Annotated in this window: 25 protein-coding genes and 1 pseudogene; 5 read left to right on the top strand and 21 right to left on the bottom strand. The window is 63.8% G+C overall.

Annotated elements, in window-relative coordinates:
• Nucleotides 1–61: 61 nt before the first annotated feature.
• Nucleotides 62–1,495 (bottom strand): DHA2 family efflux MFS transporter permease subunit, encoded by a 1,434-nt coding sequence (locus WC739_RS12160; protein ID WP_372953281.1) that lies wholly within the window; start codon nt 1,493–1,495, stop codon nt 62–64.
• 117 nt (nt 1,496–1,612) lie between these two features.
• Here WC739_RS12160 and WC739_RS12155 point away from each other — a divergent pair, with 117 nt between their 5' ends.
• On the top strand, nt 1,613–2,614 hold the full coding sequence (locus WC739_RS12155) for an ornithine cyclodeaminase family protein (protein WP_372953280.1): 1,002 nt from the start codon (nt 1,613–1,615) through the stop codon (nt 2,612–2,614).
• The gene (gene hutH, locus WC739_RS12150; protein ID WP_372953279.1) at nt 2,611–4,128 is read left to right on the top strand and encodes a histidine ammonia-lyase; all 1,518 of its coding nucleotides are present in this window, start codon (nt 2,611–2,613) and stop codon (nt 4,126–4,128) included. The genes WC739_RS12155 and hutH overlap by 4 nt, the downstream gene beginning before the upstream one ends.
• On the opposite strand, the gene WC739_RS12145 is transcribed toward hutH, so the two are convergent.
• The 15 genes from WC739_RS12145 to WC739_RS12075 all read right to left on the bottom strand — a co-directional run bounded on the left by WC739_RS12145 (nt 4,093) and on the right by WC739_RS12075 (nt 17,559).
• On the bottom strand, nt 4,093–4,893 hold the full coding sequence (locus WC739_RS12145) for a 3-methyl-2-oxobutanoate hydroxymethyltransferase (protein WP_372953278.1): 801 nt from the start codon (nt 4,891–4,893) through the stop codon (nt 4,093–4,095). The genes hutH and WC739_RS12145 overlap by 36 nt on opposite strands.
• 30 nt (nt 4,894–4,923) lie before the next feature.
• Nucleotides 4,924–5,238: a MocE family 2Fe-2S type ferredoxin gene (locus WC739_RS12140; protein WP_372953277.1), complete on the bottom strand. Its 315-nt coding sequence runs from the start codon at nt 5,236–5,238 to the stop codon at nt 4,924–4,926.
• Between the two features lie 13 nt (nt 5,239–5,251).
• Nucleotides 5,252–6,346 (bottom strand): fatty acid desaturase family protein, encoded by a 1,095-nt coding sequence (locus WC739_RS12135; RefSeq protein ID WP_372953276.1) that lies wholly within the window; start codon nt 6,344–6,346, stop codon nt 5,252–5,254.
• A gap of 19 nt (nt 6,347–6,365) precedes the next feature.
• Nucleotides 6,366–7,280, bottom strand: a complete 915-nt coding sequence (locus WC739_RS12130) for a sugar phosphate isomerase/epimerase family protein (protein WP_372953275.1) — start codon at nt 7,278–7,280, stop codon at nt 6,366–6,368.
• 52 nt (nt 7,281–7,332) lie between these two features.
• Nucleotides 7,333–8,421 (bottom strand): Gfo/Idh/MocA family protein, encoded by a 1,089-nt coding sequence (locus WC739_RS12125; RefSeq protein WP_372953274.1) that lies wholly within the window; start codon nt 8,419–8,421, stop codon nt 7,333–7,335.
• 145 nt (nt 8,422–8,566) lie between these two features.
• Entirely contained in the window at nt 8,567–8,992 is a 426-nt protein-coding gene (locus WC739_RS12120; protein WP_372953273.1) for an aconitase X swivel domain-containing protein, read from the bottom strand.
• Nucleotides 8,989–10,239 carry an aconitase X gene (locus WC739_RS12115; RefSeq protein WP_372953272.1) on the bottom strand — a complete coding sequence of 417 codons (1,251 nt, stop codon included), beginning with the start codon at nt 10,237–10,239 and terminating at the stop codon, nt 8,989–8,991. Before WC739_RS12115 ends, WC739_RS12120 begins: the two co-directional genes overlap by 4 nt.
• Nucleotides 10,240–10,473: 234 nt before the next feature.
• Complete coding sequence (locus tag WC739_RS12110) at nt 10,474–11,541, bottom strand: ABC transporter ATP-binding protein (protein WP_372953271.1); 1,068 nt, start codon at nt 11,539–11,541, stop codon at nt 10,474–10,476.
• A complete protein-coding gene (locus tag WC739_RS12105; protein ID WP_372953270.1) occupies nt 11,541–12,329 on the bottom strand; it encodes an ABC transporter permease in 789 nt (262 codons plus the stop codon). Before WC739_RS12105 ends, WC739_RS12110 begins: the two co-directional genes overlap by 1 nt.
• Nucleotides 12,329–13,198, bottom strand: coding sequence for an ABC transporter permease (locus WC739_RS12100; RefSeq protein ID WP_372953269.1), 870 nt, complete (start codon nt 13,196–13,198; stop codon nt 12,329–12,331). The genes WC739_RS12105 and WC739_RS12100 overlap by 1 nt, the downstream gene beginning before the upstream one ends.
• Nucleotides 13,199–13,264: 66 nt before the next feature.
• Complete coding sequence (locus tag WC739_RS12095) at nt 13,265–14,326, bottom strand: ABC transporter substrate-binding protein (RefSeq protein WP_372953268.1); 1,062 nt, start codon at nt 14,324–14,326, stop codon at nt 13,265–13,267.
• Between the two features lie 39 nt (nt 14,327–14,365).
• On the bottom strand, nt 14,366–15,343 hold the full coding sequence (locus WC739_RS12090) for a PfkB family carbohydrate kinase (protein ID WP_372953267.1): 978 nt from the start codon (nt 15,341–15,343) through the stop codon (nt 14,366–14,368).
• Nucleotides 15,340–16,380: an ADP-ribosylglycohydrolase family protein gene (locus WC739_RS12085; RefSeq protein WP_372953266.1), complete on the bottom strand. Its 1,041-nt coding sequence runs from the start codon at nt 16,378–16,380 to the stop codon at nt 15,340–15,342. Before WC739_RS12085 ends, WC739_RS12090 begins: the two co-directional genes overlap by 4 nt.
• A 3-nt stretch (nt 16,381–16,383) precedes the next feature.
• A complete protein-coding gene (locus WC739_RS12080; protein ID WP_372953265.1) occupies nt 16,384–17,109 on the bottom strand; it encodes a GntR family transcriptional regulator in 726 nt (241 codons plus the stop codon).
• A 162-nt stretch (nt 17,110–17,271) separates the two neighbouring features.
• Nucleotides 17,272–17,559, bottom strand: coding sequence for a DUF982 domain-containing protein (locus WC739_RS12075; protein ID WP_372953264.1), 288 nt, complete (start codon nt 17,557–17,559; stop codon nt 17,272–17,274).
• A 291-nt stretch (nt 17,560–17,850) separates the two neighbouring features.
• Between WC739_RS12075 and WC739_RS12070 the strand changes: the two genes are divergently transcribed.
• Both WC739_RS12070 and WC739_RS12065 read left to right on the top strand, forming a co-directional pair.
• The gene (locus WC739_RS12070) at nt 17,851–18,144 is read left to right on the top strand and encodes a hypothetical protein (RefSeq protein ID WP_372953263.1); all 294 of its coding nucleotides are present in this window, start codon (nt 17,851–17,853) and stop codon (nt 18,142–18,144) included.
• Between the two features lie 232 nt (nt 18,145–18,376).
• The gene (locus tag WC739_RS12065; RefSeq protein WP_372953262.1) at nt 18,377–19,447 is read left to right on the top strand and encodes a sensor histidine kinase; all 1,071 of its coding nucleotides are present in this window, start codon (nt 18,377–18,379) and stop codon (nt 19,445–19,447) included.
• A 38-nt stretch (nt 19,448–19,485) separates the two neighbouring features.
• On the opposite strand, the gene WC739_RS12060 is transcribed toward WC739_RS12065, so the two are convergent.
• Nucleotides 19,486–19,659, bottom strand: coding sequence for a hypothetical protein (locus WC739_RS12060; protein WP_372953261.1), 174 nt, complete (start codon nt 19,657–19,659; stop codon nt 19,486–19,488).
• A 239-nt stretch (nt 19,660–19,898) separates the two neighbouring features.
• On the bottom strand, nt 19,899–20,063 hold the full coding sequence (locus WC739_RS12055; protein ID WP_372953260.1) for a DUF3309 family protein: 165 nt from the start codon (nt 20,061–20,063) through the stop codon (nt 19,899–19,901).
• Between the two features lie 324 nt (nt 20,064–20,387).
• Between WC739_RS12055 and WC739_RS12050 the strand changes: the two genes are divergently transcribed.
• Nucleotides 20,388–20,696 (top strand): hypothetical protein, encoded by a 309-nt coding sequence (locus WC739_RS12050; RefSeq protein WP_372953259.1) that lies wholly within the window; start codon nt 20,388–20,390, stop codon nt 20,694–20,696.
• Between the two features lie 54 nt (nt 20,697–20,750).
• On the opposite strand, the gene WC739_RS12045 is transcribed toward WC739_RS12050, so the two are convergent.
• From WC739_RS12045 to WC739_RS12035, 3 genes and pseudogenes are all read right to left on the bottom strand, one after another.
• Nucleotides 20,751–21,785 (bottom strand): formyltransferase family protein, encoded by a 1,035-nt coding sequence (locus tag WC739_RS12045; RefSeq protein ID WP_372953258.1) that lies wholly within the window; start codon nt 21,783–21,785, stop codon nt 20,751–20,753.
• Between the two features lie 18 nt (nt 21,786–21,803).
• On the bottom strand, nt 21,804–22,322 hold the full coding sequence (gene msrA / locus WC739_RS12040; protein ID WP_372953257.1) for a peptide-methionine (S)-S-oxide reductase MsrA: 519 nt from the start codon (nt 22,320–22,322) through the stop codon (nt 21,804–21,806).
• Nucleotides 22,323–22,508: 186 nt separating this feature from the next.
• A pseudogene (locus WC739_RS12035) lies at nt 22,509–23,456 on the bottom strand (glycosyltransferase family 39 protein); the annotation flags it as partial.

Raw genomic sequence — 23,456 nt, 5'->3', positions numbered from 1 at the left:
CCGCTTCAAGATGCCACGACAAGGCGCAATTCACGTCCTCGTTCGACAGGAAAATGCGGTCTCAACGCTTCGGTGCGTGACCGGAAACCTCGATGCCTGCCGTGGCCGGTAAAGCGAGGAAGCGGAACGAAGTTGCCAGTCCGACGGCTCCGATCGCCAGGAAGGCGATTCGAAAATCGAAAAGGTCGAGCGCTGGTGAACCCCTGGCGATCCGCGACAGGTTGAGGATGGCCGCGGCAAAGGCGACGCCAAACAACATCGCCACCTGCTGCAGCATCGAAGACAGCGTCGCCGCCGAGCTGCGCTGCGCTGCCTCGATGTCGGCGAAAGCCAGCGTGTTGAGAGCCGTGAACTGCATCGAGCGCGACAGGCCGGCGACCAACATCAGCAGGATCACGAGAGCTTGCGGCGTCTGGGGCGAGATTGCCCCGCAAGCCATGATCGAGGCCGAGGCGATGATGCCGTTGACGACCATCACCGAGCGGAAACCGAAAAGCCGCAGCGTTGGCGTCGTCACCGTCTTCATGCCGAGATTGCCGAGGAAGTAGGCCAGGATCATCATGCCCGCGTCGATCGGGCTGAGACCGAAGCCGACCTGGAACAGCAGCGGCAGCAGGAACGGCGTCGCGTTGATCGCCACCCGGAAGACGGTGCCGGCCGCCAGCGTCGAGATGGCGAAGGTCAGCACCTTGAACGAAGACAGGTCGAGCAGCGGATGCGGCGCGCGTCGGAGATGCCGCATGGCCAGCCAGCTGATGAGCAGGCCGGCCACGATGAGCACGACCGTTAACGTCACGCCGTCCTCCGGGTGCGCGATGCGCTCGAGGCCGTAGAGCAGCAGGGCGAGCCCGGCCGATGTCAGCACGAAACCCGGCCAGTCCAGCGGCTTGGGGTCGGCCTCCCGATCTCCGGGAATGAAACGGGCGACCAGCGCCAGCCCGATGACCCCAAGCGGGATGTTGATGAAGAAATTCCAGTGCCAGGACAGATAGGTGGTGATGAAACCGCCGAGCACCGGCCCGACGACAGGCGCGAACAGTGCCGGCCAGGTGATCAGCGCCGTGGCGTTGAGCAGCTCGGACTTCGACGCATTGCGCAGGACAAGAATGCGGCCGACCGGCGTCATCAGGGCGCTGCCAAGACCCTGCACGGCGCGGGCGGCGACAAATTGGGTCAGGTTTTGCGAGAAGCCGCAGGCGAGCGAGGCCAGCGTGAACAGCGCGATCGCAACCAGGAAGATGTTGCGCGCGCCGAAGCGGTCGGCGAGCCAGCCCGACAGCGGCACGAACACCGCCATGGTCAGCATGTAGACGGTGATGCCGATGCTCATCGCCACCGCCGGCACGCCGAAGGAATCGCCCATCTGCGGCAGCGAGGTCGAGATGATCGTCGAATCCAGCAACTGCATGAAAAAGGCGATGGCAACGATCAGCGCCACGCGCCGCGCGTTCGTGGCCGTCTCGGTCAAGGCTTCGGTCTCGGGGATGGCAGTCATGACGGGTCGGTTAGAACAGCATCCGGCTGGCTGCGTCCAGAGATGGCGCAACAAACTTTCGTGTCGCATCGCGGCCTGCTATGGGAGAGCGGGGGCGACCGAGGAAAATGTGCGTAAATGAAGCCCATCTATATCGACTATCTCAATGCCCTCGACATCGAAGCGCTTGCCATGACCGACGGCGAGATCATTGCCGCTGTCGAGACCGGGCTCATCGCCCAGGGTAACGGCCAGACGGTGATCGAGCCGCGTGTCCATCTTGAACCGGACCCATCCTTCCACGGCCATTTCAACGTCTTGCGCGGCTATGTGGCGCCACTCGACACGGCGGGCGTGAAGATCGTCGGCGACTATGTCGACAACTATCTGCACGGCCTGCCCTCCGAATTCGGCATCCTCAATCTGTTCGATCCGCGCACCGGCACGCCGCGCGCTATCCTCGACGCCACCGTCATCACCGACATGCGCACCGGCGCCGTTACCGCCATCGGCGCCAAACATCTGGCGCGCAAGAATTCGAAGGTGCTGGGCCATATCGGCGCGCGCGGCACTGCCTATTGGAACGTGCGCCTGCTCGACCATCTCTTCGACTTCGACGAAATCCGCGTCCACTCGCGCCGCCCGGAAAGCCGCGACGGCTTCGCCGCGAAGCTCTCCGCCGATCTCGGCAAACCGGTCACCGCTGTCGCCGACTGGCAAAGCTGCATCGAGGGCGCCGATATCGTCGTCGAGGCTTCGCGGCTGCCCGAGCCTCAGCCGCTGCTCAAGACCGAATGGATCAAGCCCGGCGCCCTGGTCATGCCCTATGGCACGATGAGCGCGGTGGAGCTGTCGCTGACCGACATCATGCAGAAGATGGTCGTCGACGATTGGGGCCAGTGCAAGGGCGGCAAGTTCGGCTCGCTGCGCGCCCATGTCGAGACAGGTCGGCTGAGCGAGAAGACGCTGCATGCCGAGCTCGGCCAGATCGCCGCCGGTCTCAAGTCCGGACGTGAAAGCGACGACGAAACCATCCTGTTCTGGCATCGCGGCCTGTCGCTGTCCGACATCGCGCTCGGCAAGGCGATGCTCGCCAAGGCGCAGGCGCAAGGCATCGGGCAGAGGCTGCGCTTCGCATGAACGCGCTCGTCCTTTCCGGAGCCGGTATCCGTATCGAGGATATCGCCGCGGTTGCACGCGAAGCGCGCAAGGTCGAGATCGGGCCCGATGTCATTGGCAGGCTTGAGAAAGCGCGAACGGTGCTGGACAAGGCCGCCGCGTCGGGCCAGCAGATCTATGGCCTGAACACCGGGCTTGGCGCCAATCTCGGCACTGCGGTCGAGGGGGATGCCAGCGCCTTCCAGCGGCAACTGCTCGAAGGGCGCAGCGGCGCGGTCGGAGAAACGCTGCCGGTCGAGGCTGTCAGGGCAACGATGATCGCGCGCGCGGCGATGCTTTCAACTGGCGGCTCCGGCCTTTCGCCCGCGGTGTTCACCGCTTTGGTCGACGCGCTCAATGCCGGCGTTCATCCGGTGATGCCATCGCTGGGCTCTATCGGCGCCGGCGACCTGGTGCTGATGACGGCGCTTGCCCGCCTGCTCACTGGCGAAGGCGAAGCCGACTATCAGGGCCGGCGCATGCCGGCGGCCAAGGCATTGACGATGGCGCGTCTCGCCCCCGCCACCCTGGCGCCCAAGGACGGGCTGTCGCTGATCAACGCGTCGGCGGTCTCGGTGGGAGCGGGCGCGCTCGCAGTGACCGACGCGCTTTGCGCCCTTGTCCAGCAGCAGCAGGCCGGCGCGCTGACCATGGAAGGTCTCGGCGCCAACCGCACCATCCTCGATCCGCGCTTGCACATGGCCCGCCCGGCGGCCGGCCAGCAGGAAGCTGCCAAGGCGCTGCACGATCTCCTGGCCCGCGACGAGGCGCCGGCGCCGACCACCATTCAGGATCCGCTGTCGATCCGCTGCATGCCGTCGATCCATGGCGCCCTGATCGACGCGATCGGCCAGGCGAGACAAGCCGTCGAGATCGAGCTCAATGCCGCCGCCGACAACCCGCTGGTGCTGGGCGACGACGAGTTGGTGCTGTCGACCGGCAATTTCCACACCGCCGCGCTGTCGCTCGCCTTCGAGACGCTCGGCCTGGCCATCGCGCAGTGCGCTGCCGCGAGCGCCGCCCGCTTCATCCAGCTGACCGGCTCGGGCCGCAATGGCTTGCCGAAATATCTGTCGCCCATCGGCGGCGCGTCGGCCGGCTTCGTGCCGCTGCAGAAGACCGCGACATCGATCCTGGCCGCCATCCGCCACAAGGCCAATCCGGTGATGCTGGATTTCCTGCCCGTCTCGGAAGGCGTCGAAGATCATGCAACACAAACACCGCTCGCCGTGTCGAAATGCGCCGCCATGATCGCGCTGTGGCGACGGCTGATCGCGTTCGAACTGATGGCCGCTGCCCAGGCCGTCGACCTGCGCGAAGGGTTGACGCTGGCGCCGCGCACCGCTGCTATCCACGCCGCGATACGCGCGCTCGTTCCAGCCCTCAAACAGGATCGGCCGCTCGGCATCGACGCCGAAGCGCTTCATGCCGCCCTTGCGGGCGGACATTGGCAGCCGGGGCTACTTCGGGCCGACCTTGTCGAGGAAACGCTCTAGCTCGGCCGGATCCATCCGCACGATATGCCTGTCTTCGGGATAGGCGCCGCTGTTGACGTCGGCGACATATTCGGAAAATGCCGCTACCCGCTCGGCCTGCAGCCTGTCATATTCGGCGGCGAAATTGCGGTAGACCTTGGAATGGCGCGGCATGTGGCCTCGGTTCTGGCCAAGGATATCGTCTGCGAACAGATATTGCGCGTCGCAGCCGGTCCCCGCTCCCATCGACAGCATGATCAGCGACGTGCGTTCCGAGATCGCCTTGGCCACCTCGACCGGCACCACCTCGATTTCGGCGCCGATGGCGCCGGCGGCCTCCAGCTGCTTCACCGCCTCGAAGATCTGCATGGCGGTATCGGCGCTCTTGCCGACCGCCTTGAAGCCGCCGGTCCAGGTCGCGCGCGACGGGATCAGGCCGACATGGCCGATGACGGGAACGGCGTCGTCGGCCATCCGCTTGATGGTGGCATAGCCTGCGCTGCAATAGACCGCGTCGGCGCCGGCCTTGTAGAGCCGGAAGGCCCAGCGCAGGAAATCATCCGCCGTGCCGATCTCGAAGAAGTTCTCGCCGGGCATGGTGAACAGGCTGGGCGCGGCATCGCGATACGCAGGGTTGAGCACAAGTTCAGGGGGCACGGAGACGATGTCGACCCCTGCCCGCTCGGCGGCCTCCGCCTCGTCCATCGTCACGACGCGCAGCATGGTCAGCTGGCGCTTGCCCTTCAGGGCGCGCAGATCCGCCACTGTCGGTCTTTTTCGGCTCATCGAAGTTCCCCCTCTGTGTTCCCCGACGGATCAGCCGACCTGGATCAAGACCCTGCCGGCCTCGACCTTCACCGGATAAGTCGCGAGATTGACGCAGACCGGCGCGCCCTTGGCCGCGCCTGTCTTGTAGTTGAAGCGGCCATTGTGCTTCGGGCATTCGATGATGTCGTCCATCACCAGCCCGTCGGCCAGATGGACCTTCTCATGCGTGCAGAGACCATCGGTGGCGAAGAATTCGTCGTCCGGGCTGCGATAGATGGCGAAGGTGCGCCCGCCATGATCGAAGCGGACAACGTCCTCCTCCTCGACATCATCGACACCGCACGCGTCAACCCAATCACCCATGCCTGTTCTCCGCCTATTCCGCCGCCGCCGGTATCGTCAGCGCGTGAAACTCTTCCCGGTAGGGCCGCGCCGTCGGCGGCAAGTCGCGCTTGAGGAAATAGTCCTCGTACCGAAGCTGCTTCAGCAGCACTGGCCAGACCTCGCGGTAAGCATGCCACATCGACGGGTTGGGCGCCGGCAGATCATGCTTGATCAATTCGTGCAGCCTTGGCAACGCGTGATAGGGCACCATCGGGAACATGTGATGCTCCACATGGTAATTCATGTTCCAGTAGATGAACCGGCTGATCGGGTTCATGTAGACGGTGCGTGTGTTCAGCCGGTGGTCGACGACATTGTCGGCAAGGCCGATATGCTGCAGCAGGCCGGTCAGAACCATGTGCCAGCTGCCATAGAGGCGCGGCAGGCCGATCAGCACCAGGGGCAACAGCGACCCCAGCGCGATCGCCAGAGCGATTGTCGCGACGTAGATGGCGACATGCCAACGGGCCGCGACCACGGCCTTGTGCTGTTCCATGTCGGGTATGTAGCTCTTCTCGTCATCCGACAGCCTGCCGAACGCCTGTCGCACCAGCGCCGGCAATGAATAGCGGAAATCGAGGATGCCGGTGAAGGCGAGTGCCGCTCGCAACAGGTCCGGCGGCCGCATCACCGCGATCTCGGCATCGCGGCCGACGATGATCGTGTCGGTGTGGTGACGGGCATGGCTCCAGCGCCACTGGACCGGATTGCGCATCACCATGAAGGAGGCGATATGGTAGACGACATCGTTCATCCAGCGCGTGCGGAACGCCGTGCCGTGGCCGCCTTCGTGCCAGCGCGAGTCGCTCGACGAACCGTAGAGCACGCCGTAGACGACCAGGAACGGCACCACCCACCACGTGCCCCAGAACCAGATGATGCCTGCGGCAGAGCCCACGATGGCCGCGACCCAGATGATGGTGTCGCGGATCGCTGGCCCGTCGGAGCGCTGCATCAGCTCCTTCATCGCCTTGCGCGGCAAATCGGTATGATACCATTCGGCCGAAGCAAGCCCGGTCTCGATCGCGATCCGCGTGCTTTCGCCAACCAGGCTGTAGTCCCGCTTTGTCTTGACCGCCGTCGCCATCGTCACCTCCAGCCCCGCCCTACAGGCCGTTGGCGCGGAATTTTCCGTCGAGGAATGTTTTCGCGCGCGGCACGTCATCCTCGGTCAGGTGCTCGATGATGACCGGGATGTTCGGGTGCTTTTCGCTGAGCCGCTTCAGATAGAGGTCGTAGTTGAGCGAACCGAGCCCAGGCGCCGGCAGCTCGATTTCGCCGACGCCACGAAACGTCAGCCCCTCATGCGCATCGGCGTCGCCGATATCGGCATGCTTCTCGGACTTGTCGCTGCCCGACCGCTTGACGTCCTTGGCATGCGCGATCCGGATCTTGTCGGTCAGCGTGTCGAACACCTGGTTCAGCACCTGGTCCATGCGGTCGATGTTGTGCGCCTCGAAATAATTGGTCGGGTCCATCAACAGGCCAAGGCCGGGGTGGTCGACCTGCGCGAACATCCTGACCGTTTCCTCGACCGAGCCGACGACATTGTTGACATAGGTCTCGAGCAGGAAGACCGCGCCATGATCATAGGCGGTCTGGGCAAGATCCGAGATCACCTCGCGGCATTCCTCGAACCCTTCCTCGGTCTTGTTCCTGGGGTGATGCACCCAGTCGGACTCGGTGTTGTAGGTGCCGGTCTCCGAGATCACGTAGGGCGAGCCGAACGCGCGCGCGCTGCGGATGATCTCCTTCAGGTAGCCGATGCGCTTCTCGCGCTCGGTCTTGTCGGGGTGGATGATGTTGGTGTAGCCCGATATGCAGCAGATCGGCAGATTGTGGTCGCGGAACATGTCGCGCACCGTCCGCGCCTTGTCGCGGGTGATCTGTCCGGCCGACAGGTCGATATCCCTGAAATGCAGATCGAGCTGCACGGTGTTGAAATCGAGCGCGCGGATCTTGCTTGCCGTCTCCGCAAGGCCGTACGGGAAATAGCCGGTGAAAATACCTGCCTGCATCATGATGTGAAGTCCTCCCGGTAAGCGATTCAACAGCCACGCAATTCGCTGGCGTTCAGTCAGTTGAGATTTCGGAAAGCCTGATCGTGCGGCTTTCCGCCATCGAGCGATAGCCGGCCTCGACCAGGGCCATGGTCTTGACGTTGTCGGCGACCGACAGCGCCGGCGGCGCCCCCGTCTTCACCGCATGCTGCAACTGTTCCATCACGCCGATGAAGGCATGGGGAAACCACATCGTGTCCCAGCGTGGGCTGACCCACTGGCCACCGGTTGTTTCGGTCGAGGCGTAGGTCAGGGTCGAGGCGACGCCGGTCGGCCAGCCGATCGTGCCCTTGGCGACGCCCTTGGTGCCGTCGACGCGCCAATTGATGTGCTGGTCGTCCTGATAGCCCTCCTGGCGCGGGCCGGACCAGACGTCCTCCAGCGACACGGCCAGCACGCCTGACGGGAACCGCAATGTCGATACCGTTATGCCATCGGAATGGTCGAACGTCGTGCGCGGGTCCTTGCGCGTCAGCGTGGTGATTTCGTCGGGATCGCCAAACAGGAAGCGCAGCACGTCGAGATGATGCACGCTCATATTGGCCAGCGTCAGCCGGTCGTAATCGGCAAGGAAGGCCTGCCAGTGCGGGATCGCGTGCATGTCGATCTGCGCGAACACGATGTCGCCCAGCGCGCCGCTGTCGATGATCTGCTTCAGCACGCGCATCGACTGGTCGTAGCGCATGTTCTGGTTGACCGAGAGGATCTTGCCGGCCTTTGCCGCTTCGTCACGCAGCTTGATCGCCTCCTCGAGCGAAAGCGCCAGCGGCTTCTGTGCCAGGATCGCCTTGATGTGTGGCTGCTTCAGCGCGTGGCGGATCAGCGCCGGCTGCTGGTCGGGCGGAAAGGCAAGGTCGACGATCTCGACCTGGCCGTCCTCGATCAAGCGTTCCGGCGTATCGTGAACGGTCGGGATATTCCAGCGCGCGGACACCTTCTCGGCGCTGGCCTTGGTGCGCGACGCGATCGCCACCACCGGGAACCCGGCCTGGGCGTAAGCCGCGAGATGGCATTCGGCCATGATCATGCCGGCGCCGATGCAGCCGATCCGGTATTCGCTGGTGCGAACCGTCACATCCGGTTCGAAATCCGTGCCTGCCATCCATTCCTCCCGTACCGACAGGATATAGCGCCATAGGTCGGGTATCTGCGAAGCCCGGCACCATCATTTCCCATCAGGGGTAGTATGCTCAGAGAGGGCGGTCGCGACCAGCTGAGGAGAGCAACACTGCCTTTCACGGACTTTCTCAGGTTCTGCGGACGATCGCCCCGCCGTCTTCGCGAACACCAATCACAACCCGGTCGCCGGAAACAAAGTCCGCGATAGCACATACAACCAGCGGCATGCGTATCTCATAGAGAAATTCGGCGACGATCGCCCCCACCGCCAGGATCGGGTCCGGCCGCTCGATCAGGATGCCGGCCGGTGCCGTGCCCCTGCGGATCGCCTCGGCCAACACCGACGATGACGATGACGAGCCGCGCCCGCTGGGCATAACGAGAATCTTGCCGGCGACGTTCTGGCCGAGGCCGGGATGGGAGTGATCGATGATTTCACCCGTCGCCGCATCGATGCCGCCCCAGAAGCTGAGCGCCTGCGAAAACACCAGCGCCTCTCCCTCGCCCTCGCCAACCACCAGAAAGGTCCCGGGTCGCTCCACCGGTCGCGTCATGAGGCGCTCCGCACGACATGCCCGGCCGCGGCGGAGCGGATGCAATCCTTCATGTCGGCGAAGGCGACCGTCACGCCGATATTGCCGGGCGCGTAATGTGCCCATTTGCCGGAATTGGTCATCACCACGCCGTCGAGCCGCTTCAGGATCGACGTGACATAGGTGCAGGTATCGGCGACCGGGATCAGGCCGAAAGCCTCCATGCCGGCCAGCGCGCCCTCTTCCTGCAGCCGGGTCAATGTAGCGCGGCCGGTGTTGACATAGATCGGGATGCCCCTGCCCGGTGCAACCGCGCGCAGCAACGGCAACAGGCGCATCCATTCCTCATGCGAGAAATGCGGCGTGCCCAGAGACACCGCCGAAAGCGGCGCGCCATCCGGCACGGTCGACAGCCTGGCCAGCGCATGGTCGATATCGGCACGGGTGATGCGGATCGTCTCTTCCGGCGCATGGCCGTGGAACGCCTCATCGAGCGTCCCGGCTTCCGGCGTGATGCCGACCGCATGGAACAACGCCACGGCGCCGGTCGTCGCCGCCGCCGCGCCCAGCGCTTTCAACTGATCCTCATCACGCGGTTGTGGCAGGCCTGATACCACCGGGATGCGATCGCCGCTCGCCTGCCCGATGATCAGCCCGACGCCGACGAACAGGCTGTCGCCCGGCTCCGGGTTGGTGATGTCCAGCTCGAAGAGGACGCGCCCACGCCGGTTCTCGCTCAGATGAAGCCCCCAGGCCGGCGCCCGCCCGGTCATGGCGCAGCACAAATCGATGAAATCACCATAGCGGTTGGTGCGCGCGCCGATGACCGAATTGGCAAACACGATGGCATTGGATTCGCCCCAGGCGATCTGCTGCCCGAACTGCGGTCGGAAGCGCGACTGGTAGGGTGCGCAGGTGAACGTCGCCTCGCAGCCAAGCTCCATGTGCGCCGTCATCAGCCGCCTTGCCGGTACTTCCTCCGCCGCCGGCATCTTCACCATGCCGGGGTGGATGAGGTCGAACGAACCGACATTGAGAGTCGTCGGCACCTGCACGCGCCCGCCGCCTTCGACCAGCCTTTCGACGAAATCAAGGCCGGCCTTGCCGTGGTAAAGGCAGCCATCGATATGGGCCCCGGATATGTCGAGCAGGCTGCCGGCGCCGACCGCGTTGGAAAAGGCGACGAGGATTTTCATCGCTGCGGCGGACGATGGGCCGCGCTCGCCGTCGAGCATGGATAGGTCCTGTGCGGTCAGTTCAAGCGTCATCGATACTCCAAGCCGCTTAGTCGACCGTCGGCGGGACAGCACCCCCCTCTGCCCTGCCGGGCATCTCCCCCGCAAGGGGGGAGATTGGCCGTGCTCTCTGCCTTCGCAAATTTTCAACGCTGCGGGAAGAGCAGCGGCGCGGACGCAGCCGATCTCCCCCCTTGCGGGGGAGATGGCCGGCAGGCCAGAGGGGGGTGGGCGGGAACTCAACCTCCCCAGTTGGGAGCTGGCCCTTCAGCCCGCCGGGATCAACACCGTGCTCTCCGGCGACCAGCGCAGCACCACGTCCTGTCCTTCCGCCAGCCTGTCGGCGCCCGTATTCTGCACGATCACCTTCAGCGTCTGGCCGGCACGCTCGACAAAGTACGTACTGTTGTTGCCGGCGAAGATGCGCTTGGAAACCTGGCCCTTGAGCACGTTGGCATTGGCGGTATCCGTAACCCCGCCATCGATGCCGATTTGTATGCGCTCGGGCCGCACGGCACAGCTCGCCTTGGTTCCGGCGGCGAGCGTCGGACCCGCGCCGGCTGCAATCGCCATGCCGTCCGGCAACCGGATGCCGTTGCCGGTCGCGTCGCCGCGGAAGATGTTGGCGTCGCCGAGGAAGGTAGCGGCGAACTCGCTCCTTGGCCGGTCGTAGATTTCCTCCGGTGGGCCTTCCTGCACCAGCCTGCCGTCGCGCAGGATGCCGATGCGGTCGCTCATCGTCAGCGCCTCCTCCTGGTCGTGGGTGACGAAGATGGTGGTGATGCCGATCTCGCGCTGGATGCGCTTGAGCTCGATCTGCATGTCGACACGCAGCGCCTTGTCGAGCGCGCCAAGCGGCTCGTCGAGCAGCAGCACGCGCGGCTTGGTGACGATGGCGCGGGCGAGCGCGACACGCTGGCGCTGGCCGCCGGACAACTGGTGCGGACGCCGGCCGCCAAGTTTGCCCAGTTGCACCAGATCCAGCGCGCGCTGCACTTCCGTGGCGATCACCACCTTGGCCTCGCCGCGCACCGAAAGGCCGAAGGCGACATTGTCGGCAACGCTCATGTTCGGAAACAACGCGTAATTCTGGAACACCATGCCGATGCGCCGCTTCTCGACGGGCACCCGCTCGACGCTCTCGCCGCCGATGGAGATGCGTCCGGCGTCAGGGAAGTCGAAACCGGCGATCTGCCTGAGCAGCGTGGTCTTGCCGCTGCCCGAAGGGCCGAGCAGCGCATAGAAGCCGCCATCGGCGAAATCGATGGAGACGTCGTCCAGCGCCTTGTGGGCGCCGAAACTGCGCGAGACGTTCGAAACCTGCACGCCGGCCATTATTTTTCTCCGCCGAATTTGAAGAAGCGCGCCGTGAGCAGCATCAGCGCCATCGACACGACGATGATGATGGTCGACACCGCATTGATTTCGGGCGTGAACCCCTTGCGGATCGCGGCGTAGATCTCGACCGGCAGCGTCGTCTGGCCGGGGGTCGCCAGGAAGTAAGAAACGACGAACTGGTCGAACGACACCGCAAAGGCAAACAGCCCGCCTGCGATCACGCCAGGCATGATCCAGGGCAGCGTGACGCGCCGCGTCACCTGCCACTGGTTGGCGCCGAGCGAGCGCGCAGCCTCCTCCAGTTCCGGGGCGAAGGTCTGCAGCCGGGCCGAAACGACGACGATGACATAGGGCAGCGCCAGCGCGACATGGCCGAGCAGGATGGCGAACAGGCCGCGCCCGATGCCGACGCCGAAGAAGAAGATCAGCATCGCCGTGCCGGTGATCAGCCACGGAATCGCGATCGGCGGAAACAGCAGCGCCTGGAGGAATTTCTTGCCGCGGAATTCGTAGCGGAACATCGCCAGCGACGCCGCCGAGCCGAGCACCACGCAGATGAGCGTGGTGATGACCGCGATCTCGATGCTGTTGCGCGTTGCCGAGATCAGCTGCTCGTTCTGCCACAGCGAAGCGTACCATTCCGTCGTCCACTCGAACGGCAACTGGTAGAAGGGCGAGACGTTGAACGACATCAGCGCCATGATGATGATGGGCAGGTAGAGAAAGGCGAGCAGCAGCCCGATGTAGAGGCGACCCAGCCATTCGAGGATACGTGTGGTCGCCATCAGGCAACCCTCCGCAGCACCGGCGAGGCGATCGCCAGGATGACCAGCACCACGGCCAGCAGGATGAAGGACAGGGCTGCCCCCAGCGGCCAGTTGAACACGGCGACGAACTGGTCCTCGATCACCGTGCCGTAGAAGGTGCCGGTGCGGCCGCCAAGGATGCGCGGCTCCATGAACGAGCCGACGACCGGAACGAAGATCAGTGCGGCGCCCGCCACCAGCCCTGGCATCGACAACGGAATGATCACCCGCTTCAGCACCTGCAAGCGCGAAGCGCCGAGCGAGCGCCCGGCCTCGATCAGCGAGTCGTCGATGGCTTGCAGGGTGAGATAGCAGGTCAGCACCATGTAGGGCACGTAGGAGTGCACCAGGCCGATGATCACCGCCGGATAGGAATACATCAGATCGATGTTGATCTTGAACGGCAGCACGGCATTGAGCGCCGTGTCGAGGATGCCGCCTTCGCGCAGCACCATTGCCCAGGAAAAGATACGCACCAGCCCATTCGACCAGAACGGCAGGATGACCAGCAGGAAGATCGCCTCGCGGCTACGACCCTTCAGCACCTTGGCCAGCACGTAGGCGGCTGGGTAGCCGATGACGATGCACCACAGCGTCACTTCGAGGCCGAGGCGCAGCGAGGCGAGCAGCAATGTCAGATAAAGTCTCTGTGAAAAGAAGGCGGCATAGTTGCCGAGCGTGAACGCCCACGGCTTTCCCGACAACGGCAGGTCGGTCATGAACGAGAAGAAGACCATGGCCGAGAGTGGCAGGAAGATCGCCACCGTCAGCCACAGATAGGCGGGCGCCAGCAGCTGCAGGGCCGATCTCAATCCGCTGCGCGACGCGACCGCTCCCTGTACCGCCATGAGACCCTCCTCCCCAGGATTGCAACGGCCAGCCGGCGCGGACCGCCGGCTGGCCCGGACGCAAATCTACTTCACGTCGACCTTGAGCTGTTGCCAGAGCGCCAGATAGGCCTCGCGCTGCGCGTCGGTGATCGGCGCCTGGAACTGGATGCGCTTGGCAACCTCCGGATCGCCCATCACCTTGCGGTTGAAGGCATCCTCAGGCAGCGCCTCGACGGCCTTGGTGTTGGCCGAAACCGGCGCGCCGACCTTGGTGACCCATTCGACGTAGAATTTCGGGTCGATCATGTAGTTGATGAACGCCTCGGCGCCGGCGACATTCTTGGAACCGGCCGGGATCGAAAAAGCATCAAGCCAGGCGACCGCGCCCTCCTTCGGAATGACCAGCGAGACCGGCAGCTTGAAATGGGTCTTGGCGCGGTCGGCCGACCCGCTCCAATAGGTGCCGATGTCGATCTGGTTGGAGGCCGCCATCTGGTTCCAGTCGTTCTCGGAGCTCCAGAAGGTCTTGATCTGCGGCATCAGCGAAGTGAGCTTCGTCTTGACCGCGTCCATATCCTTGATGTCGTTGATGTTCTGTCCGGTGGCGATGGCGCCGAACTGCACCGCCTCGACGGCGTCGTCGCGGATGATGACGCGGCCCTTGTGCGCGGGATCCCACATTTCGGCGATCGACGTCGGCGGCTTGTCGAAGGACTTCTCGTTGATGGCGAGCGCCGTCAGGCCCCAGACCCACGGCACGCCATAGACCTTGCCGTCATGGTCGAGCATTGGCGAGCCCGCCTTGTCGGGGCTGATATTGGCATAGTTGGGCAGCTTCGAGACGTCGATCGGCTGGATCAGCTTTTCGGCCATCGCCTGGTCGTTGAAGGCGGCGTTGATCATGACCACGTCGTAAAGGCCGGGATTGGTGCGGATCTTCGTCAGCATTTCCTGTTCGGAATTGAAGAAGTCGTTGACGACCTTGTTGCCGGTCGCCTTCTCGAAGGCGGCTACGGCCCAGGGCTCGTCGGCGCCATAGCCTTTCCAGTTGAGCACATGCACTTCGGCGGCACTGGCGGCCAGCGTGAGCGCGGTGGTGAAGACGGCGGTCGCCGTCAGCAGAGCAGTCAGTCTTGGCATGCGCATGTTGGTTCCTCTCTTTGTTTGCCCGCTTGGCGGGGCTTGTCAGGCTGTCTGATGGGCCTTCTGGTTCTGACCCGACGCGCCGGTCTCGGCCGCCAGGATCAGGAAAGTCTGGATTTCGCTGTCGATCGGCGCCGATGAGCCACCATGGCGGGTCACCGAAATGGCGGCCGCCGCATTGGCATAGCGTGCCGCCTCGAAGGCCGGCACCCCACGCGCCAGCGCGCTGACGAAAGCGCCGATATGGGTATCGCCGGCGCCATTGGTGTCGACGGCGGCAACCCTGAAGCCGGGAATGGTTTGCGCCGTGCCGTCGGCCAACCGCACATGACAGCCCTTGGCCGCGGCACGGATGATGACGCCAGCAGCCTTCGGGCAATGGTCGGCCAGCAGTCGTGCCGCGACCGCTTCGACCTCGCCTGGACCGGCGATCTCGCTGGCCTCGGCGGTGTTGCAGCTCAGCCAGGTCGTGCGGGTGAGCACCCTTGACAGGATCGGGCGTGGAATGTCCGCGACGACAGGCGTTGGATCGAAGACGAAAGGCGTTTCGGGAGGCAGCGCTTCGATCCAGCCGGTCAACGCCTCACGGCTGCCGGGGTAGCTCAGCGTGTAGCCCGAGGTGAACACCCAGTCTCCGGCCGAGGCCGACACCGGCGCCATCATGTCGAGGCTGAGCACGCTTTCCGCGCCGGGCCATGAGACGAAAGTGCGTTCGGCATCGCTCGAGATCATGGCAACGCAATTGCCGCTGTCCATGACCGGCGATGGCGGCGTCAGCACCTCGATGCCCTCGGCGGCAAAGGCGGTGCGCAGGAAGTCGCCGTTCGGTCCGCTGCCGAGTTGGCCGCCGAACGCCACTTTCATGCCCGTTCGGGCGGCCGCGACCATCATGTTGAAGCCGCCGCCGGCGACCTGGGCGAAGCTCGATGCGGTTTTTTCCGTGCCGGCTGCCGGCAAGGCGTCGACGCGGTAGACGTAGTCCACCACGGCGCTGCCGATGTGGATGAGGCGCCCGCTCATGCCGCAGCGTCCTTGCCGGAGCGGGCTTTCGCCAGCCGCGCCGTGACGAGGTCCTCCGCAAGTACGCGAACCTCCACGAGGTCGACACCGACAAGCCTGGCGATGTGTTGTTGCGGCAATCGTGAAAAGCCGGTGCAGGCGCCGGCCATGCCGGCCGCGATGGCGCCGATCGTGTCGGTGTCGCCGCCGAGATTGGCGCTGATGACCGCGGCACGCCAGGGATCGCCATCGGCCACTTCCAGTACGGCGAAGGCCGCGGGCACCGATTCCTGGCTGGCGACCCCGGTGCCGACGAGGTCGGTGATCAGCCGGATCGCATCCCTCATCGCCTTGCCGCGCACCAGGTCTTGCGCCCAGACGATGCGCGCGGCGATGTCGCCCCCGGTGACCCAATTGCCGAGCGTCGCCCCTTGCCGCGCCGCGGCAACTGCCCTGTCGCAAGCCGCGCGCCAGTCGCCGCCCTCGATGCCACGGCTGACGGCGGCCGCAACCGCGCTGGCCGAGGCGATGGCGATCGTGGTGTTGTGGGTCGCCCGGCAAGTCTCCGCCACCTTGGCAACGAATGCATCGAGCGGCTCCAGCGGCATCATGATGCCAACCGGCGCGATGCGCATGGCAGCCCCATTGGTGTCGCCGCTGCGCCCGGCCTCCTCGGCCGGCACGCCATTGTTGATGGCATCGATGGCGCGCTTGGTCGACGGCCCCAGCAGATCGTAGCTGCCGCGCGCCTTGACCTCGCGCTCCCAGTCGAGCAGCGCATTGACCCAACGCTTATGGTCGAAGCGCTCGCCGGACTCGACCAGGATGCGGCCGAGCAACAGCGCCTGCTCGGTATCGTCGGTGATGGTCCCGGCCGCGAGCCCCTTGGAGACGGGATGTTCGGCGAAGGGCGCTACGAAATCGTCGACATGACCATAGAGTTCGGCAATCCGGGCCGGCGACAGAAGCTGCGTCGGCATGCCGAGCGCGTCTCCCAGCGCTCCGCCGACGAGCGCGCCCATCGCCCGGTCGAGCATGTCGTTGACGGCGTCCGCCATGGCTCAGAACCTCATGTGAAGCGCGAAATGCGCCGGGTTGAGCAGGCTGGTCACATATTCGATCGGCCGGTCGTCGGCCGCACGGGTCAGCCGGCGTCCGCGCAGGAAGGGTGTGCCCAGCGGGCAGCCGAGGATGGCGGCGTCCTCGGCATTGAGCATCTCGATGCCGACCCACTCCTCGCCATGATCGGGGATGAGGCCTGCCGCACGCAGCGTCCGGTGCAGCGAGCCCTCGCGCAGGCCGCGCAGCGGGACATCTTCGAGTTCCGCCGACAGCGGCAAGCGGCTGCGCTCGATCGAGATCGCATGGCCGTCGCTGGCATTGGTGCGAACGCGGTCCACAGCGATGAACAACGGGCTTTCGATACCAAGAAGCGTGGCGAGGTCCGCGTCCTCGATCACTTCCAGCCGCAGCGTCCTGGTCTCGGCATTGGCGCCCGCATTGGCCAGCGCCCTTGACCAGCCGATCGCGTCGTCGACCGGCTTGCCGTCGAAAGTGACGAAGGAGCCGATGCCGACCTTGGTGGTGATCAGGCCTCGGCTGGACAATTCCTCCAGGCCCTTGCGGATAGTGTTGCGACTGACGGAAAAGCGCTGGACGAGCTCGTTCTCGCTTTGCAGGCGGTCACCGAAACCGAGAACGCCAGAGCGGATTTCATGTTCGAGAACGGTAGCGATCTGCTCGGGCTTACCCGTACCGGGAGACAGCTGAACCGCGCGCCGCTTCATATGGGTACCTGTTCATTGAACCTGTATAGTCCTGTTCAATATAGGCACGACAAGGATGTGTCAACGCCTGCCGGAGGTGCGCACGGCGGCGCGTGCGGAGATGTCGTCGAGAACGCTTTAGAGGCATTCCGATAACCAAAGCTCGGCCGATCGAGTTGGAAATCAGGCGGGGCCGACACTCAAGGGCGCTGGCGTCGCGCGGGCCTCAACGAGGATATCCGCCTCGATCGCCGCATCGAGGAAGGCAGCACGGGCCACCCATGCTTCCCTCTTGCCCTCCAGCACGGCCAGGCAAGCCTTGCGCGCGACAGTGTGCCTCTGTCCCGTCGCGACCGGCCATCGGTTAATTAGGATATCGGCGGCCTGGGCAACGCGCTCCACATTGAAGACCGTTCTTCCCGCTCGCCCAAGCGCAATCCTGACCGGCTCGTCGAAATGTTGGTCTTGCACCCGCAACCTCCCAATCGGACGTGACGAACCAATTTCCGCAATCGTGATAGGTTCCGAGCCGACGGAACGAGGCAGCCTTTAGCCGGCATCAGACTGTGGTTATCACCCCTGTCTCGATCATGCTTAACGTTCCCTATATAGATGACTTGTCTGGGCTGCCAATATGACGCTGGGCAATATGAACATCCGATATCGCGTTATAATATATCCGCCTCAGGGAACTGTTCTCCCTCGATCTCGTTTGAATGCAGGTCGTTTATTCCAATGACCTCCACAGAGAGGAATCTTCAGATGAATTTCAAGATGCTCACCATGGGCGCCATGGCGCTTGCAATGACGACCGGCTCGGTGCTGGCTGGCGGCAACACCGGGACGTCTTCCCTTGACGATCCGGCAAAGATGGGGTCGTTCTATACCGACGCCGACATGAAGACGATGCGTTCCGATGATGAGTTCAAGAAGGCCTGGCTTGCGCTGACTGAAGATGACCGCACAGCGATGACCAAGGATTGTGGCGATAGCGTCATTGGCAAGTCACATGATAATTTCTGTGCCAAGACCAAGCAGCTTGGCGGCGCGAACTGACGAATTTGCGAGAAACGACAAGACTGTGCAGAAAGGCGGGCGCGAGCCCGCCTTTTTACTTTGCCCCCACAGCGGTCTCCGACATCTTCCTCCGGGACGCTAAAACAGAGTGGCGGTACCCACCGGGGAGATCACGTCCCAGTGCCTGCTGGATTAAAATCGAGACAACCACGGGGCGGGTGTATAATGTGAACGCTTGGAACGGCAAAACGCTGTTCGGCCGGCTGCGCTCATGTTTCACCCTATCGCGAACAACGAAGACGCGCAGACGCTGGCGCAGGCCATCGTCAATACGATCACCGAGCCCTTTCTCATTCTCGACGAGCAGTTTCGCGTCCTGGCGGCCAGCCGCTCGTTCTACAGGATATTCGACGTCGACCCCGAACAGACCCAGGGCGCTCTTTTGTATGCGCTAGGCGACGGTCAGTGGGATATTCCGGCACTTCGGCTGTTGCTTGAGACCATTATCCCCGAGCAGACCGCCATGGACGGCTTCGAAGTCGAGCACGATTTTCCGCGGATAGGTCGCCGCACCATGCTGCTCAATGCCCGCAAGGTGCTTTACGACAACAGTCAGGCGATCACCATCCTTCTCGCCTTCAACGACATAACCGCGCGTCGCGTCATCGAGCGGGAAAAGGAAGAATTGCTCAGCCGCACCGAGGACCTGCTGCTGCAGAAGGATGTGCTGCTGCGCGAGATGGAACATCGGGTCGCCAACAGCCTGCAGATCATTGCCAGCATCCTGTTGTTGAAGGCCCGATCCGTTACATCGGAAGAGACACGCCAGCACCTGAAGGATGCCCATCAGCGCGTGCTGTCGGTCGCGGAAGTGCAACGCCATTTGCATACTTCGGCCGGGATCGACGAGATCGATGTCGGTTCCTATCTCTCGAAACTGTGCGGCAGTCTCGCCTCATCGATGATTGGCGAGGCACAGCCTATCGAGGTCGCCGTTACGGCCGAAGGCGGCAAGATGGACTCGCAACGCGCTGTCAGCCTCGGACTGATTGTCACCGAACTCGTTCTGAACGCCATCAAATATGCCTTTCCCAGGGAAAGGGCCGGCGCCCTCATTCATGTCAGCTTCGAGACGGCTGACAGCGACTGGAAACTGATTGTTTCGGACAATGGCGTCGGCAAGGTCGCCAACGACGTTCCTGCCACCGGACTTGGAACGGCCATCGTCGAAGCGCTGGTCAAGCAGCTGGAAGCCAAGCTGGATGTTGCAAGCGATGCCCACGGCACCACTGTGTCGGTGACCCGTGCGACGTTCACCTCGCGAGTGCCAAGAGCGGCGTAAGCCGTGGCAATCCGGCAAGCTGTTACCTAGGCTGCCAGTCAGTTGATGCGATCGATGCGTGCAATGATCCTGATTGCTTCGGCTTCGGCCACACCGATCAAGGCATCGATCCCCTGGATGGTCTCTATATGGCCGCGAGCGGCCACCATGCGCCGAAGGCCGTGAAGGTCATCGCGGATTTCGCAGAGAGTGGTGCGGAGTGTCACTGACATTGCCATGCCAACGATATCAGGGGCCCGAGGGTTCCCTCCCCCAAAAAGCAAAACCCGCCGCGGCGGAGCCGAAGCGGGTCTTGGAGGAGGGTGAAGGGTGGGACCTTCACGCTCTTGTTCCACGGGGGAGGTGGACCGTGACGACCATACCAAACCAGCCGGCGATCCGGGATCACAAGCCGGACCGCTTGCATCACAATCCGGTTACGATCCACCCCTGAAACATTTGGTCTCGCTGGCTAAATTCGTCCAAGCACGACAAGCACGATTATGATGAGGAGCACGAGCCCGAGACCACCGCCGCCATAATAGCCTGTTCCGTAAAAAGGTCCGCCGCCGATGCCGCTGAAACCCCCTAGCAGGGCAATGACAAGAATAACGATTAGTATGGTTCCTAAGCTCATGGTCTTCCCGCTCCTGTAGGCGCTGGTGCGCCGGGTTCAACATCTCGACATCCGGATGTTGCTGGGGGTGTGAACGCTTTCAGCGCGCTAGCGTTCCACCGGAAGCAAGATTCTCCAGACGTGGCAACAAATCACGAGGCAGGCCCTCTCCGGGAAGGTGCATGACCTGTTGCGGATTGTGCATTATGGAAGAATAGCGGGCGCCAGGGTTTGCTTGGCGGCTTTGTTGGCGTTCCAGGAAAGAACTTTTTGGGAACCATCAATGGCCCGCGAGATTGTCTCCTCAGTCGCAACGCGACGAGATCACAGAGATGGAGACAGACCATGTTCATGAAAATCCTCGCGGCTTCGGCCTTCACGGTTGCCCTTGCAACGTCCGCAATGGCGCAGAGCGCCAACTCAAACGGCGCCGACGGCTCGGGCGGCAGCGGCCAGTCGGTTACGGTTGACCCGAATACCCCGGCGTCGCCGGCCCCTGTTGATCCAGCCGCCACCAACAGCACCACCGGCACCACGGGCGCGATGAACTCGAACGCCGATCAGAATTGCCCGACCAACCCGCAGGGCGCCCAGGCGGATGCCAGCGGCAATGCCACCGCACCGACGGTGAACGACAGCAATTGCGGCAAGTAGACAGCACTTCAGAAACAGAAAAAAGCCGCCGGGCGCATGCCCGGCGACTTTTTCTCATGGAAGCGTGTGGCCGCCGTCTGGGGGCACCTTGCCGAAGGTCCGTATCTCAAGGGGCGATGTTCTTGGCGGCACCCGGGCGACCAGCCTTTTCAAATGCACCAACCGCTTGACGAGACGAGTATATGTCAGGTGCAATACCCTGCCATCCGCCAGGTCGAAGACCACGGTTCCCCATCGCTTGACCGGAGGCTCCCCTGTCGGAGGACCAAGTCTTGCGATCCGGAGCCCCAGCCTGACCTTCGAGCCGCCGCTCGCAATATAGATGCCAGGCATCATTCCCATCACCCGCCACAAGCGCGCGACGTGGTCGATCGACATGGTGGCTGCGATCATCAGGTGACGGGATTCCAGCCGTGCCCAGGCAAAATCTCCGGCTGGCTGCGGTTCGCCCGGCAACAGACCGCGGCAATACGCCGGCGCCGCCTCGCTCACCAGCATTCGCATTGCGGTTGCGATGCGGTCGGCCAAGATCTCAGTCGACGCCCAATCCGCATTTGAAAAAGTCACTTGAGCAACAATGTCGCCCTCGTCGAAACCGGCGGACATCTTGTGCAGGGTGACCCCGCCATGACTGGCATGAAGGCCATCCACGACGAGGCGATGAATCGGATGCGGACCGCGATAGGCAGGCAACAGGGCCGGATGGAGATTGAGCCCGCCCATCGCAAACCCGCCAAGCAGGTCCGCCGGTATCCGGTTGGGAAAAGCATGGCAGATCAGCACGTCCGCCTGCCCTCCCGCCAATTCTCGCCCGAGCTTTTCCCAGTCGTAAGGACGACCGAATTCAATCAGCTTGACCCGGGCGGCCCCAATGTAGCGGCTGAGCAGGAACCTGCGTTTCAGCCGCCTGCGAAAATTGCCGATGGTGAGGCCTTGGGGTCGACGTCGAAAGGCAGGCACGACGATTGCGCCAATCCGGTGGCCGGCCTCCAGCCAGCCGGCAAGGAGCGGGCCGGTGGAAGCGGAGATATCGAGAACAAAAACCGCCGTAAGCGGAGTCGCGTGGCCGGGATTCTCACTCCGCCTCATCCGTGAGACCGCGCCAGATTATGAAACAGCCTCCGCGCGGACCGGCAGCTTCCAGCCCGGCCTGACGAAGTGGCAGGTGTAGCCGTTGGGGTATTTCTCGAGATAGTCCTGATGCTCGGGCTCGGCCTCCCAGAACGGACCCACCGGCGCGATTTCGGTCACCACCTTGCCCGGCCACAGGCCGGAGGCATCGACATCGGCGATGGTGTCTTCGGCCACACGCTTTTGTTCGTCTGTCGTGTAGTAGATCGCCGAGCGATAACTCAACCCGACATCGTTGCCCTGGCGGTTGCGGGTCGTCGGATCGTGGATCTGGAAAAAGCGCTCGAGCAGCGTACGATAGCTGATCACGGCCGGATCGAAGTTGATCTCGATGGCTTCAGCATGGCTGCCATGGTTGCGGTAGGTGGCATTGGCGACGTCGCCGCCGGTATAGCCGACACGGGTGGAGGTAACGCCTGGATAACGCCGGATCAGGTCTTGCATGCCCCAGAAGCAGCCGCCGGCCAGCACTGCGCGTTCGGTGGAAGTCGCCATAGCACATCTCCTTTGAAGGCAATCCCGGCTTCGCACGTGCAGCCGGAGTTACGCAAACCAGATTGGTGCTTCCATAAATGGGCATTGGCGGCCAGTTCGTCCAGTCGGCATTGAAACGCCTCGGCTCGAATCGAGCGGAGCAAGCTGTCTCGGAGTTCCAGAAGCGCCCACCGGCCACTTTTTCACTCACCGATCCTGGTTTCCGGGGTCGGGCGGCGTCCTGTCGGACGGCTTGTGCGTGCCGGGCAGCATGACCGCGAAATTGACCGGCACCGGCGGCGCCACGCGCGACCAGTCGACCAGCACGGTCTTGACAGGCAAGGCCCCGACCCAGGGCCGCAGCCCGGGCGGCGCCTCGCTGCCCGACCAGACCAGCAGCATGCCCTGGTCCCGCAGCCGTTCCGGCGTGATCCATGGCGCCAGCCGCATGTCGAGGCCGGTGAAGATCGACGGTCTGTCACGGGCGTTGAGACCGGCAAGCATAGCCAGAGCGTCGTCGCCGCCGACGATCCCCAGGCGAGCCTTGGTTGCCTCGTGCCAAACCGTTTCGGCTTCATCGGATATCAATTGCGCCGGCCAGCAGACAGGCTCCAGATGTCCGATCGCCCCGCAGGCGGTCGCGCGGGTCGCCGCATACGCTCCCGACATGACGACGATGCAAACCCCGGCACAGGCAGCCAGCCTGCGCAGTTCTGAGATGCCGAGCCGGCCGCCGAGGCAGGCAATCGCCACGACGCCGAAAAGATTGTACATCGGCGCGCCCCACGCCTCGCCCGCGCCGGTGAACAGCGACGCCACCATCATCAGGATCGCCGGCCCGAGCCCCATCCACAGCAGATAATGGAGAGCCCGTGGCTCGACAGGTGCCTCGTCCAGGCCGCCGGGCGGCGTGCCGCGTCGCAGCAGGCCGGATATGGAGAGAACGGCGACGAAACCCGTCAGTCCCGCCAACTGGACGCCGATGTAATAGAGGCGGGCGCGGTGGGCCATGACCCATTCATTGCGACCCGCGACATAGGTCAGCGGCAGGAAATCGATGCGGTAGAGCTCGATCGCCAGCGGTGCGATGACGGCAATGAACACCGCGAGCGCAATCCAGGGCCAGGGCGTGCCAAGCCGATCGCGTGCCCGCAT

This window comes from Mesorhizobium sp., assembly GCF_041661565.1.
In the GTDB taxonomy this organism is placed as follows: domain Bacteria; phylum Pseudomonadota; class Alphaproteobacteria; order Rhizobiales; family Rhizobiaceae; genus Mesorhizobium.
This window is presented reverse-complemented; position numbering and strand designations above follow the sequence as displayed.